Genomic DNA, 12,367 nt, shown 5'->3' on the forward strand with positions numbered 1-12,367 from the left:
GCAAGGAAAGCCAACGCCAATCGAGCTGCAATTAATAAGTGCTTCCCCAAGGCCTCTAAAATAGGACAAGAGCATGCCCCTGATCCTTGGGATCGACCCTGGTTCGCGCATTACCGGCTTTGGCATCGTTCGCGAGCAGGCAGGGCAGTGTGAGTATGTAACCTCGGGCTGCATCCGCTTGGGTGATGGCCCATTCCCTGAACGCCTGAAACTTATTTTTGAACATCTGAGCAGTCTGATTGGCGAGTACCAGCCGACCATCCTGAGCATTGAGCAGGTTTTCATGGCCCGCAATGCCGATTCTGCGCTCAAGCTGGGGCAGGCGCGTGGTGCGGCTATTGTTGCTGCGGTGCATGCCGGTCTGGAGGTGCGTGAATATACCGCGCGCCAGGTCAAGCAGGCGGTAGTCGGCACCGGTGCGGCGGACAAGAGTCAGGTTCAGCACATGGTGACCCAGTTGCTCGGGTTGTCCGGCACGCCGCAGGCTGATGCCGCCGATGCCCTGGCTATTGCTCTGTGTCACGCTCACTCACGAGCCCTGCACGAGCAGCTCGGTGGTGGCTTGCTGGGCTTGCGTGGGGGGCGGGTGCGCCGTCGCTGACCAATCAAATTAAGGAATAGCATGTGATCGGACGTCTCAAGGGTACTTTGCTGGAAAAGCAGCCACCACACATACTGCTCGACGTGCAGGGGGTAGGTTATGAGCTGGATGCGCCCATGACTACTTTCTATAGCCTGCCGGCAATCGGCGAAATGGTGGTGCTGCATACCCATTTGGTCGTGCGTGAAGATGCCCAGTTACTTTATGGCTTTTTGGGCAAGCGAGAGCGTGAGCTGTTCCGTGAGTTGATCCGGCTCAACGGTGTTGGCCCCAAGTTGGCTCTGGCGCTGATGTCGGGGCTGGATGCCGATGAGTTGATTCGAGCGGTTCAGGTGCAGGACAGCTCTGCTCTGGTGCGGGTACCAGGGGTCGGCAAGAAAACCGCTGAGCGCTTGCTGATTGAGCTCAAGGATCGGTTCAAGGCCTGGGACATGTTGCCCGGCTCGCTCAAGCCGCTGGCGGCTGCCGGCGCTGCGCCGTCCCTTGCCAGCCACAGCAGCGACGCTGTCAGTGCCTTGATTGCGCTGGGTTACAAGCCGCAGGAGGCCAGTCGTGCAGTGGCCGCGGTGGAAGAGGATGGCCTGAGCAGCGAGGAGTTGATTCGCCGCGCACTCAAGGGCATGGTGAGCGTGTGAATAGCCGGCAAACGCCGATAGCCCATGGACAACGCTATGATTGAAGAGGATCGCCTGATTGCCGCCGCCCCTCGGCAGCAGGAAGAAGTGATTGACCGGGCGATACGCCCGCTGAAACTGGCCGACTACATCGGTCAGCCGGTGGTGCGTGAGCAGATGGAGTTGTTCATCAAGGCCGCCAAGGGGCGGGGTGAGGCACTTGATCACGTCCTGATCTTTGGTCCGCCGGGGCTGGGCAAGACTACCCTGGCCAATATCGTTGCCCAGGAAATGGGGGTGAAAATCAAGAGTACCTCCGGGCCGGTATTGGAGAAAGCCGGCGATCTGGCGGCCATGCTGACCAATCTGGAAGCCGGTGATGTACTGTTTGTTGACGAGATTCATCGGCTGTCGCCAGTGGTCGAGGAGATTCTCTATCCGGCGATGGAGGACTACCAGCTCGACATCATGATCGGCGAAGGCCCGGCAGCGCGCTCAATCAAGCTCGACCTGCCCCCCTTTACCCTGGTGGGCGCTACCACCCGGGCCGGCATGCTGACCAATCCGCTGCGTGATCGTTTCGGCATTGTCCAGCGTCTGGAGTTCTATGGTGTGGACGATCTGGCGACTATCGTCAGCCGGTCGGCGGCCATCCTTGGCCTGACTATTGATCCGGCCGGTGCAGTTGAGGTCGCTCGGCGCTCACGTGGTACGCCGCGGATTGCCAACCGGCTGCTGCGTCGGGTACGCGACTTTGCCGAAGTGCGTGGCCAGGCCGTGATCAGTCGCGACGTGGCCGATCAGGCTCTGAATCTGCTGGATGTTGATGAGCAGGGTTTCGATCACATGGATCGGCGTCTACTGCTGACCATGATCGACAAGTTCGATGGCGGGCCGGTGGGGGTCGACAGTCTGGCGGCGGCCATCAGTGAAGAGCGGCATACCATTGAGGATGTGCTCGAACCTTATCTGATTCAGCAGGGATTCATGATTCGCACGCCACGTGGGCGGGTAGTGACTCGACACGCCTATAGTCATTTTGGGCTGAATCCGCCCAAGGCAAATGCCGATCCGGTTGGGGACCTTTTTTCCACTAATCAGGGTCAGAGCAATCAATAGAAAAAATTATTCACCGGGGCAGGGGGTGCCCCACTATGCAAACCATTAACTTGGCTCTACATTATGCGCGCTGAAATGCAGGGGCTGCCGTTCGCGCTGAAAGCCCGGGTTTATTTTGAAGATACTGATGCCGGCGGCATCGTCTACTACGTCAATTACCTCAAATTCATGGAGCGTGCGCGAACCGAGTTGGTCCGTTCCCTGGGGTTTGATCAAAGCGTCCTGCAACGCGAAAACATCATTTTTGTCGTGCATTCGGTGGCAGCGCGTTACCACGCTCCCGCTCGGCTTGATGATGAACTTGTTGTGAGTGCTGAGGTCTTGGAGATCAAGCGCGCAAGCATTCGCTTCAGCCAGCAGGTCAGGCGCAGTGATGGCGTGTTGTTATGTGAAGGCGAAGTGTTGGTGGCCTGTGTCAGTGCCGACCAGTACAAGCCCAGAATGATTCCGGCCAGTTTGAGTGATGCTTTCAAGGCCACTCAGAAGGCCACAGTTACAGCCGAGCGAGGAGAGGCAGAGCGTGCAAGCTGATCAAATGTCGATGTGGCACCTGATTGCCAGTGCCAGTGTGCTGGTGCAATTGGTGATGCTGACCCTGGTGCTGGCATCGGTCGTGTCATGGGTAATGATTTTTCAGCGCAGCAGCGCAATTCGTTCTGCCAAAAGTGCTCTGGATGACTTCGAGGACCGCTTCTGGTCCGGAGTGGATTTGTCCAAACTGTACCGCCAGGTAACCGGCAATCCCGACCATAATTCCGGTCTGGAGCAGATCTTCCGTGCCGGCTTCAAGGAGTTTTCGCGGATGCGCCAACAGTCCGGAGTGGATCCGGATGCGGTTATGGATGCAGTGCAACGCTCCATGCGCGTGGCGATTTCCCGGGAAGAGGAAAAGCTTGAGCAGCACCTGCCGTTCCTGGCTACCGTAGGTTCTACCAGTCCGTATATCGGTCTGTTCGGCACCGTCTGGGGGATCATGAACTCGTTTCGTGGTCTGGCCACTGTGCAGCAAGCGACTTTGGCCACCGTTGCTCCTGGTATTGCCGAGGCGCTGATCGCTACTGCGATTGGTCTGTTTGCCGCGATTCCGGCCGTGGTTGCCTATAACCGGTTCTCTGCACGTTCGGAGATGCTGATTGGCCGTTACTACACTTTTGCCGATGAATTCTCCAGCATCCTCCACCGCCGTGTGCATGCCAGTGAAGAGTAATCGAGAAGAGTATCGAGGGGTTTGACCATGCAGGTTCAAGGCAGACGCCACAAGCGCAAGCCAGTGTCAGAGATGAACGTCGTGCCTTATATCGACGTCATGCTGGTGCTGCTGGTGATTTTCATGGTGACCGCGCCGATGCTCAATCAGGGCGTCAAGGTTGACCTGCCGCAGGTGTCCAGTGAGGTGCTGCCTTCCGATACCAATCAACAGGTACTGACCCTGTCGGTATTGGCCGACGGCACTTACTACTGGAACCTGGGTGAAGCGGTGGATACCGACAATCACACCGACAGTGCGGTCACTCTCGAAGCGATGACCGATGGCGTGGCCAAGATCATGAACGCTCGCCCCGATACCCTGGTCTATATCCGTGGAGACCAGAGCGCTAATTATGGCGTGGTGGTAACTGCGATGGCTGCCTTGCAGCAAGCGGGTGTTCCCAACGTCGGATTGATTACCGAGGCGCCGTGAACGATCGCGAGTACCGGTTGGCGCCTGAACCCTCGGCAGGGTACGGAGCGCCACTTATCAAGGCTGTGGCGCTACATGTATTGGTGGCGATGCTGTTGTTTGTGTCGTTCAGTTCGGCGCCGGAGTTCGAGCCGGCCCGGCCGATCGTGCAGGCGACACTGGTGCAGCTAAACTCCAAGAGCCCGGCGACCACTCAGACTGATCAGCGGATTGCCGGCGAGGCAGCCCGCACAGCAGCGCAGCGTCACGAAGCAGAAGAGCTGAAACAGCAGCAACAGCAACAACAGCGCCAGCAGGAGCAAGAGGCTGCTCGTCGGGCGGCTGAGCAAAAGGCCAGAGAAGAGGCTGCGCGCGCTGAACAGCAGCGGCAACAGGCTGAGACCGAGGCTCAACGCAAGGCCCAGGAAGAAGCGCGCAAGCAGGCTGAGGCTGAGGCGGCACGTGCCGAAGCTGCACGCAAGAGAGCGGCCGAGGAAGAGGCGCGCAAACGTGCAGAAGCTGAAGCCGCGCGCAAGAAGGCTGAAGAAGAGGCTCGGCGCAAGGCGGCCGAAGAGGCCCAGCGTCGTGCAGCGGCTGAGGCTGAGGCGCAGCGCAAGGCTCAGGAGGATGCAAGGGCCAAGGCGTTGGCCGAGCTGCTGGCTAGTGAAACTCAGTACCAGCGGGCTCAGGCCGATCAGATCGGTGATGAGGTGGCGGCCAGCTACGATGATTTGATTCGTCGCTATGTCAGTGAACAGTGGCGGCGTCCGCCAACCGCCCGCAATGGCATGGTGGTAGAAGTACGTATCAGCATGTTACCAACCGGTCAGATTACCGATGCGGTGGTGATACGCTCCAGCGGCGATGGTGGGTTTGACCAGTCTGCAGTGCAGGCGGTCCGTAACGTTGGGCGCATTCCGGAAATGCAACAGTTGTCACGTGATAATCCAGCGACCTTTGATCGCATGTACCGACAGCGCACCTTGCGCTTCAGACCAGAGGATTTGGCATTCTGATGAAACGCTTCATGCACATGTTGGCTGCCTTTACCGTATTGCTGATGAGTCAGGTAGTGCTGGCTCAGCAGGCTATTGAGATTACCCGTGGGACCGACAAGGCCACGCCAATTGCGGTGGTGCCTTTCGGTTGGCAGGGCAGTGCGCCGTTGCCGGAGGATTTGGCCCAGATCACCAGCAACAATCTGCGCAATACCGGTATGTTCGCGCCTCTGGCCCGAGAAAACATGCTGAGTTACCCGACTCAGGCCAGTGAGGTCTTTGCCCGCGACTGGCGGATGCTTGGGGCCGAATATGTCGTGGTCGGCCGCATCAGTGGTACTGCTGAGCGTTACGAGGCGCAGTACAGCCTCTATAGTGTGATTCGCGAAGAGGTGCTGTTGTCCAAGACGGTCAGCGGTACTCAGGCGCAACTGCGTGATATGGCTCATCACCTGAGCGATGAGATTTTCGAACACATTACCGGCATTAAAGGGGCGTTCAGCACCAAGATTTTGTACGTCGCAGCTGAGCGTTTCTCCGCAGACAATACCCGCTTTACTCTGCAACGGGCCGACTATGATGGCGCTCGCACCGTCACTCTGTTGCAGTCACGCGAACCCATTTTGACCCCGTCCTACGCACCGGATGGTCAACGGATCTCCTATGTGTCGTTCGAGTCCGGACGTCCGGAGATCTTTGTGCATTATGTGGCCACCGGGCGGCGTGAACGGATCACCAGTTTCGAAGGTCTCAATGGTGCTCCGGCCTGGTCGCCCGACGGTCAGCGCCTGGCATTCGTACTGTCGCGTGATGGGAACCCTGAAATTTACACCATGGATCTCAATAGTAAGCAGATGCGTCGGGTGACCAACCATTTTGCTATTGACACCGAGCCGTTCTGGATGGACAACAACACCATTGTGTTCACCTCCGATCGTGGTGGCAGGCCCCAGATCTACAAGCAGGATTTGAACTCAGGTGTGACCGAGCGCCTGACCTTTGTTGGCAACTATAATGCCAATGCCAAGCTGTCTGCTGATGGGCGCACCATGGTCATGGTGCATCGTCAGGATGGTTACAGAAATTTTCATATTGCTACGCAAGACCTCAAGCGCGGCAATCTGAGGGTTTTAACAGAAACGTCATTAGACGAGTCGCCTACTGTCGCTCCTAATGGCACTATGTTAATTTATGCCACCCGTCAACAGGGGCGGGGCGTACTCATGCTGGTTTCAACCAATGGCCGTGTGCGATCGGAAATTCCGACTCAATACACGGACCTGCGCGTACCATCATGGTCCCCATACCTGCCATAGGGTGCACCAACACAAAACCATATGGGGTTATCTAGGAGTCTATGATGCAAGTAATCAAGTTCGGCAAGTTTGCAGCTCTGGTTGTAGCGTTCGGCGCGGTAGTCGGTTGTTCTTCCAAGGGTGGTGACGCTGCTGGCACCGGCGCCGTTGACCCGAACGCCGGTTACACCAGTCCTGCTGTTGATAGCGGCGTAAGCAGTGCTGAAGCTGCTCTGCGTGCTATCACCACTTTCTACTTCGAGTTCGACAGCTCCGAGCTGAAGCCTGAAGCCATGCGTTCCCTGGATGTACACGCCAAGGATCTGAAAGCTTCTGGTCAGCGCGTTGTGCTGGAAGGCCACACTGACGAGCGTGGCACCCGTGAGTACAACATGGCTCTGGGTGAGCGTCGTGCTGCTTCCGTTCAGCGTTACCTGGTGCTGCAAGGCGTTTCTCCGGCCCAGCTGGAACTGGTTTCCTACGGTGAAGAGAAGCCGGCTGCCATGGGTTCCAGCGAAGAAGCCTGGGCTCAGAACCGTCGCGTAGAACTGCGTAAGTAAGAGGTCGCATGAAAGGTTACAGAGGTGTTGTGTTGGGGGCTCTGCTGCTGCCGCTGGTAGCTCAGGCTCAGGTTCCCGTGGTTGATGGTTCTGGTACGCGTGCCGGGACAGGCCAGACACCTCCCTCTGTGACCTCGCCGGCCACAGCTGGCCTCTCCATGGAGGGCCAGCTTATGCAGCAGATGTATCAGTTGCAGCAAGAAGTCTCCATGTTGCGCGGTCTGCTCGAAGAGCAGGAGTATCGTATCCGCCAGATGGAGCAGGATCAGCTTGAACGTTATCAGGATCTTGACCGGCGTTTGTCCGGCCAGGGCTCTGCTGGCAATGGCGCCTCTGCACCCCTGCCAGCGGCCAATGAGCCGGTAGCTGGTGGTGCGCTGACGCCTGTACCAACAGCCGAGAGCAATGGTGCTGCGGCCGAGTCTGACCCTGAGCGGGAAAAACTGCTGTATGATGCGGCCTTTGACCTGGTCAAGGCGCGCGATTTCGACAAGGCCATCATGGCCTTCAATGCTTTCCTGCGTCGTTACCCAAACAGTGACTACGCTGGTAATGCCCAGTACTGGCTAGGTGAGCTGCATTTGGCCCAGTCTGATCTGGAAGAGTCCGGGCGAGCCTTTGCTCAGGTTATAAGCCGTTACTCGGGGCACCGCAAAGAGGCCGATGCGTTGTACAAGTTGGCCGATGTTGAGCGTCGTCTGGGTAATAGTGACAAGGCACGCCAACTGTATCAGGAAGTACTCAGCAAGCATCCCAATAGCTCTGCCGCGCAGTTGGCTCGGCGTGACATGGCAACCCTCTGAGCTTTACCTCTCTTGTATTGACGGGCGTAGATTGATCCGGGGATTGGTCCGGCCTGATTTTTACCGTCACTTGCGCTAGAATGCCCGCTTTCCTGAACGCGGCTGTATTGCCGCCCAATGGGCCTCTGCCTGTTTAGCAGTCCAGCCCGGTACATGAGCATGTCCAACGATCTGTTTCCGACGCTCCGGATAACGGAGATTTTCTATTCTATTCAGGGCGAAAGCCGTACTCTGGGGCTGCCTACCGTATTTGTGCGGCTGACCGGTTGTCCGCTGCGCTGTCAGTACTGCGATACGGCCTATGCCTTCAGTGGTGGCGAGCTGCTGAGTCTGGACGCCATTGTTGCACAAGTAGCCGGTTATGCGCCGCGCCATGTCTGTGTGACTGGTGGTGAGCCGCTGGCGCAACCGAACTGCCTGCCTTTGCTGACCCGGTTATGTGATGCGGGATATCAGGTGTCACTTGAGACTAGTGGGGCGCTGGACGTATCTGTGGTGGATGCCAGGGTCAGTCGAGTGGTGGATCTCAAGACTCCGGATTCGCTGGAGGTCGGACGCAATCGCTATGAAAATATGGCTGTGCTGACCGGTCACGATCAGGTCAAGTTCGTCATTTGCAGTCGGGCGGACTACGACTGGGCGCGTTTCAAGCTGGATGAGTATGACCTGGCTGGCCAGGTTGGCGAGGTCCTGTTTTCACCGAGTCATGGTCAGTTGGAGCCACGGCAACTAGCAGAGTGGATTGTTGAAGATAATCTGCCTGTGCGATTTCAGATGCAGTTGCATAAATATCTTTGGAATGACGAGCCGGGACACTGATCATGAACAAGCCAAAAGCAGTAGTGCTGCTGTCCGGGGGGCTGGATTCGGCGACTGTGCTAGCCATGGCTCAGAATAAGGGCTATGAGTGCTATACCATGAGTTTCGATTATGGGCAGCGCCACCGGGCTGAGTTGCAAGCCGCTGAGCGGTTGGCCCGGGCGGCTGGTGTGGCCGAGCACAAGGTAATCGGGCTGGACCTCAATGGTATGGGGGGCTCAGCGCTGACCGACGCCAATATTGCCGTGCCGGAAACTCCCCAGCAAGGAATCCCGGTCACCTATGTTCCGGCGCGCAATACGGTGTTCCTGGCATTGGCCTTGGGTTGGGCCGAGGTGCTGCAGGCGAGTGATATTTTTATCGGCGTCAATGCTGTGGACTATTCTGGCTACCCGGATTGCCGGCCGGCCTTTATCCAGGGGTTTGAGCAGTTGGCCAATCTGGCGACCCGGGCGGGGGTTGAGGGACAGGGGTTCCGTATCAGGGCACCGCTGCAGGATATGAGCAAGGCGGATATTGTGCGTGAGGGTACCCGGTTGGGTGTGGATTACAGTCTGACTATTTCCTGTTATCAGGCCGATGAGCAGGGGCGGGCTTGCGGGCGTTGTGATAGTTGCCGTCTGCGTGCTGCAGGCTTTACCAGTGCCGGGCTGCCAGACCCGACGCGCTATGCCTGAAAAAAATCAAAAAACTTCTTGAATTTCTGTGATAAATCAGTAATATGGCGCGCGTTCCGGGTCGTTAGCTCAGTTGGTAGAGCAGTTGGCTTTTAACCAATTGGTCGTAGGTTCGAATCCTACACGACCCACCATTTTCCCCGTTGTTCTGTGTTTCTCTCCTCATTGCTTCGCACTGTATAGTTAACCAGCCCTTGTATTAGGTTGTGTTAATATAAGGTTCTGTCTCCGTTAGGGATTGAAGTTCATGTCACAGATTCCTGAGCGTCTGCTGGTGCAGGCGCACCTGGCGGCCAAGGAGCCGGCTCCATTGAGTGCGGCAGAGCAGGCCGACTACAAATCCCGTATCGCAGCTGCGCTGAAGGCGCACAACGCGGTATTGGTTGCGCACTATTACACCGATCCGTTGATTCAGGCTCTGGCTGAAGAGACTGGTGGCTGTGTATCCGACTCCCTGGAGATGGCTCGTTTCGGCAAAGAGCATCCAGCTCAGACCCTGGTGGTCGCTGGCGTGCGGTTCATGGGCGAAACGGCGAAGATCCTCAGTCCGGAGAAACGCATCCTGATGCCGACTCTGGAAGCGACCTGCTCGCTGGATATCGGCTGTCCGATCGATGAGTTTTCCGCTTTTTGCGATCAGCATCCAGACCGCACCGTAGTGGTGTATGCCAATACCTCGGCAGCGGTCAAGGCTCGTGCTGACTGGGTAGTCACATCCAGTTGTGCACTGCAGATTGTTGAACACCTGATGGATAAGGGTGAGAAAATTCTCTGGGCACCGGATCAGCACCTGGGTAATTACATTGAGCGTGAAACCGGCGCTGACATGCTGTTGTGGGAAGGCTCCTGCATTGTTCATGAGGAATTCAAAGCCAAGGCCTTGCTCGACCTCAAGGCTGTGTATCCCGAGGCTGCAGTGCTGGTGCACCCAGAATCACCGGCTTCGGTGGTGGAGTTGGCTGATGTGGTGGGTTCGACCAGTCAGTTGATCAAGGCTACCCAGACACTGGCTAACCCGACTTTTATCGTCGCGACCGATCGGGGCATTTTTTACAAGATGCAGCAGGCAGCTCCTGACCGACAGCTGATCGAAGCGCCAACCGCAGGTAATGGCGCGACATGTCGCAGCTGTGCTCATTGTCCGTGGATGGCCATGAATACCTTGCCGCGGGTTCTGCAAAGTCTGGAGCAGGGGACCGATGAGATTCTGGTTGATCCGGCCCTGATCCCGCGTGCGGTCCAGCCGCTGCAGCGGATGCTTGATTTTACCAACGCCAAGCGCTGATCAATCGGGCTTTAAGGGCGCCCCAGGTCGCAATGGGAAACGTATGTTTCTGTTGCAGCTCAAGGGGCAGCCTGCGCGATTCTGAAACTGGCAGCACCTCGTTGTTTAAAGTGCCGCTCTGCTCAGAAGCTTTTTATCATTTCACGTTGGCGCGCCAGGTCTTCCTGGCGCGCCTTGATCCGTGAACTCATGACGAAATTGTCTCCGGCTCGACGCAGGGCCAGGTCCAACTGCTCGCCAGCCTGGTTGAGATCGCCTGCCAGCATGAAATATTCGGCGCGAGCCATATGCACACCGAGAATATCACCGGCCAGGCCGCGAATTTCGGCGGTCAGATACCAGACGTCCGGGTCATCGCTGCGTTGCTGGACGAGGCGGTCAATGCTGCGTTGCGCATCCTGATAACGTCGGGCCTTGAGCAACGCTTCGATACGGGCTTGCTGGAGCGGGTAGCTGTTGGGGTGGTTGCGTGACTGAGTGTCGATCAAGGCCAGCGCGCTTTCAGTCCGGTTGCGCTGAATCTCCATGTCGATCTGTGCCAGGTGTACGGCGAGATTGTCGGCCTGGCTTTGCAGCAGCGGCGCCAGTGTCTGTTCGGCTTGATCCAGTTGTCCGCTGCGGGCCTGGGCCAGAGCCAGGCCATAACGGGCGGCGGCGTGTTCGCCTTCGTGCTGGTCGAGCAGGGCGCGGAAGCGTTGGGCGGCCAGTCCGGGGCTTTGTTCGTAGAGCAGTTGTACTCGGGCGCGCATCATCTGGTAATAAATGCTGTCGCGCCGGCCATTGCTGGTGAGTTGCTCGGCCCGGTTGCGCGAGTCGGCAATACGTGACTGGTTGACCGGGTGAGTCAGCAAGAATTCTGGCGGGGTACGGTCGAAACGACTGAGTTGGGCCAGGCGCTCAAACATGTCAGGCATGGCGCGTGGGTCGTAGCCGGCCTGCTGCAGGTTCTGGATGCCGATGCGGTCAGCTTCCTGTTCGTTTTGGCGAGAGAATCGCCGCTGCTCCTGTATTGCTGCCGCTTGGGTCGAGGCCAGGGCGGCAAAGCCGGCATCGCCACCGCCACTGGCGGCCAGTACCACGCTAGCAAGCATCGCTGTCATCAGCGGTATACGCATGCGCTGTTGCTGTTCCAGATTGCGGGCGAAATGGCGCTGCGACAAGTGCGCCAGTTCGTGGGCCATAACCGAGGCGAACTCGGCTTCGGTGTGGGCGTGCAGGAACAGTCCGCCATTGACTCCGACAACTCCGCCAGGGGCGGCAAAGGCATTGAGCTGCGGGCTGTTGACGATTACAAAGGCCAGGCGCCGGTCGGTCAATTGGCTGGTTTCGGCCAGTTGGTAGACATGGGTTTCGACATAGTCCTTAAGGAGCGGGTCGTCCAGGGTCGGCACGGCGCCGCGCAACATCGTCAGCCAGGCCCGGCCCAGCTGGAACTCTTGGTCTCGGGACATGATCGAGGCACTGGTGTCACCCAGTGAAGGCAGGTTGAACTCGGCCTGTGCTACCAATGGGGTGCTCAGGCTGGCGAGTAAACTCAGGGTCAGAACCTTGAGGGCGCCAACAGGGACTACTTTGCTGAAATACATGATTACGATTCTAACCGTCCCGTAGTGGTTGTCTGCTCTGTGCAGGGCAAGGCTATACTGGGCGACCTCTCTGCTACAACGGAGCCTGATCATGGTTGTCGATTCAACGGTGCCCCGCGCCGACCAAACGCTGGATGCCCGTGGGCTGTCCTGCCCGCTGCCTCTGCTCAAGGCCAAGCAGGCCTTGAATTCTCTGGCGTCAGGGCAGGTGCTGCATGTGTCGGCGACAGATGCCGGATCGCGGCGCGACTTTCAGCGCTTTGCTGAATTGTCAGGCCATGCATTGCTACACGCCGATACATTGGACGGCGAATTCCATTATTGGTTGCGTAAATCCTGAGATCAACCGG

General features: G+C 57.8%; 15 protein-coding genes and 1 tRNA gene. 15 read left to right on the forward strand and 1 reads right to left on the reverse strand.

The genetic code is table 11. From position 1 onward, the window contains the following. Positions 1-73: 73 nt before the first annotated feature. The 14 genes from ruvC (at position 74) to nadA (ending at position 10,431) form a co-directional block, all read left to right on the forward strand. Positions 74-601 carry a crossover junction endodeoxyribonuclease RuvC gene (gene ruvC / locus C2846_RS05150; protein WP_080049929.1) on the forward strand — a complete coding sequence of 176 codons (528 nt, stop codon included), beginning with the start codon at positions 74-76 and terminating at the stop codon, positions 599-601. Between the two features lie 23 nt (positions 602-624). Then, complete coding sequence (ruvA, locus tag C2846_RS05155; protein WP_080049930.1) at positions 625-1,236, forward strand: Holliday junction branch migration protein RuvA; 612 nt, start codon at positions 625-627, stop codon at positions 1,234-1,236. 36 nt (positions 1,237-1,272) lie between these two features. Further along, entirely contained in the window at positions 1,273-2,334 is a 1,062-nt protein-coding gene (gene ruvB, locus C2846_RS05160) for a Holliday junction branch migration DNA helicase RuvB (RefSeq protein ID WP_080049931.1), read from the forward strand. A gap of 63 nt (positions 2,335-2,397) precedes the next feature. After that, positions 2,398-2,865, forward strand: a complete 468-nt coding sequence (gene ybgC, locus C2846_RS05165; RefSeq protein WP_119700866.1) for a tol-pal system-associated acyl-CoA thioesterase — start codon at positions 2,398-2,400, stop codon at positions 2,863-2,865. 4 nt (positions 2,866-2,869) lie between these two features. Then, complete coding sequence (tolQ, locus tag C2846_RS05170) at positions 2,870-3,541, forward strand: protein TolQ (RefSeq protein WP_080051695.1); 672 nt, start codon at positions 2,870-2,872, stop codon at positions 3,539-3,541. Positions 3,542-3,568: 27 nt separating this feature from the next. Next, a complete protein-coding gene (tolR, locus tag C2846_RS05175; protein ID WP_080049933.1) occupies positions 3,569-4,015 on the forward strand; it encodes a protein TolR in 447 nt (148 codons plus the stop codon). Then, positions 4,012-5,010: a cell envelope integrity protein TolA gene (gene tolA, locus C2846_RS05180; protein WP_240638148.1), complete on the forward strand. Its 999-nt coding sequence runs from the start codon at positions 4,012-4,014 to the stop codon at positions 5,008-5,010. The genes tolR and tolA overlap by 4 nt, the downstream gene beginning before the upstream one ends. An 11-nt stretch (positions 5,011-5,021) precedes the next feature. Further along, complete coding sequence (tolB, locus tag C2846_RS05185) at positions 5,022-6,308, forward strand: Tol-Pal system beta propeller repeat protein TolB (RefSeq protein ID WP_080051697.1); 1,287 nt, start codon at positions 5,022-5,024, stop codon at positions 6,306-6,308. 44 nt (positions 6,309-6,352) lie between these two features. Further along, on the forward strand, positions 6,353-6,847 hold the full coding sequence (gene pal / locus C2846_RS05190; protein WP_080049934.1) for a peptidoglycan-associated lipoprotein Pal: 495 nt from the start codon (positions 6,353-6,355) through the stop codon (positions 6,845-6,847). An 8-nt stretch (positions 6,848-6,855) separates the two neighbouring features. Beyond that, complete coding sequence (ybgF, locus tag C2846_RS05195) at positions 6,856-7,650, forward strand: tol-pal system protein YbgF (RefSeq protein ID WP_119700867.1); 795 nt, start codon at positions 6,856-6,858, stop codon at positions 7,648-7,650. A gap of 171 nt (positions 7,651-7,821) precedes the next feature. Further along, positions 7,822-8,469 carry a 7-carboxy-7-deazaguanine synthase QueE gene (gene queE, locus C2846_RS05200; RefSeq protein ID WP_177344570.1) on the forward strand — a complete coding sequence of 216 codons (648 nt, stop codon included), beginning with the start codon at positions 7,822-7,824 and terminating at the stop codon, positions 8,467-8,469. A gap of 2 nt (positions 8,470-8,471) precedes the next feature. Continuing rightward, positions 8,472-9,146, forward strand: a complete 675-nt coding sequence (gene queC, locus C2846_RS05205; protein WP_080049936.1) for a 7-cyano-7-deazaguanine synthase QueC — start codon at positions 8,472-8,474, stop codon at positions 9,144-9,146. 58 nt (positions 9,147-9,204) lie between these two features. After that, a tRNA-Lys gene (locus tag C2846_RS05210) sits at positions 9,205-9,280 on the forward strand. Between the two features lie 113 nt (positions 9,281-9,393). After that, positions 9,394-10,431 (forward strand): quinolinate synthase NadA, encoded by a 1,038-nt coding sequence (gene nadA / locus C2846_RS05215; protein WP_080049937.1) that lies wholly within the window; start codon positions 9,394-9,396, stop codon positions 10,429-10,431. 122 nt (positions 10,432-10,553) lie between these two features. Here the strand turns inward: nadA and C2846_RS05220 are convergent, their stop codons facing one another. After that, positions 10,554-12,017 (reverse strand): M48 family metalloprotease, encoded by a 1,464-nt coding sequence (locus C2846_RS05220; RefSeq protein WP_080049938.1) that lies wholly within the window; start codon positions 12,015-12,017, stop codon positions 10,554-10,556. A 91-nt stretch (positions 12,018-12,108) separates the two neighbouring features. On the opposite strand from C2846_RS05220, the gene C2846_RS05225 reads away from it, so the two are divergent. Continuing rightward, positions 12,109-12,357, forward strand: a complete 249-nt coding sequence (locus C2846_RS05225) for a sulfurtransferase TusA family protein (RefSeq protein WP_080049939.1) — start codon at positions 12,109-12,111, stop codon at positions 12,355-12,357. The last annotated feature ends 10 nt before the right edge of the window (positions 12,358-12,367 follow it).

Origin of the sequence: Pseudomonas jilinensis (assembly GCF_003586265.1) — a bacterium.
Lineage (GTDB): Bacteria > Pseudomonadota > Gammaproteobacteria > Pseudomonadales > Pseudomonadaceae > Halopseudomonas > Halopseudomonas phragmitis.

Bases quoted from the DNA above. Each gene is read 5' to 3' on its own strand.
- ruvC (WP_080049929.1), top strand. From the start codon at position 74: ATGCCCCTGATCCTTGGGATCGACCCTGGTTCGCGCATTACCGGCTTT.
- ruvB (WP_080049931.1), top strand. From the start codon at position 1,273: ATGATTGAAGAGGATCGCCTGATTGCCGCCGCCCCTCGGCAGCAGGAA.
- tolR (WP_080049933.1), top strand. From the start codon at position 3,569: ATGCAGGTTCAAGGCAGACGCCACAAGCGCAAGCCAGTGTCAGAGATG.
- tolB (WP_080051697.1), top strand. From the start codon at position 5,022: ATGCACATGTTGGCTGCCTTTACCGTATTGCTGATGAGTCAGGTAGTG.
- C2846_RS05225 (WP_080049939.1), top strand. From the start codon at position 12,109: ATGGTTGTCGATTCAACGGTGCCCCGCGCCGACCAAACGCTGGATGCC.
- ybgC (WP_119700866.1), top strand. From the start codon at position 2,398: ATGCGCGCTGAAATGCAGGGGCTGCCGTTCGCGCTGAAAGCCCGGGTT.
- tolQ (WP_080051695.1), top strand. From the start codon at position 2,870: ATGTCGATGTGGCACCTGATTGCCAGTGCCAGTGTGCTGGTGCAATTG.
- pal (WP_080049934.1), top strand. From the start codon at position 6,353: ATGCAAGTAATCAAGTTCGGCAAGTTTGCAGCTCTGGTTGTAGCGTTC.
- nadA (WP_080049937.1), top strand. From the start codon at position 9,394: ATGTCACAGATTCCTGAGCGTCTGCTGGTGCAGGCGCACCTGGCGGCC.
- queC (WP_080049936.1), top strand. From the start codon at position 8,472: ATGAACAAGCCAAAAGCAGTAGTGCTGCTGTCCGGGGGGCTGGATTCG.
- C2846_RS05220 (WP_080049938.1), bottom strand. From the start codon at position 12,017: ATGTATTTCAGCAAAGTAGTCCCTGTTGGCGCCCTCAAGGTTCTGACC.
- ybgF (WP_119700867.1), top strand. From the start codon at position 6,856: ATGAAAGGTTACAGAGGTGTTGTGTTGGGGGCTCTGCTGCTGCCGCTG.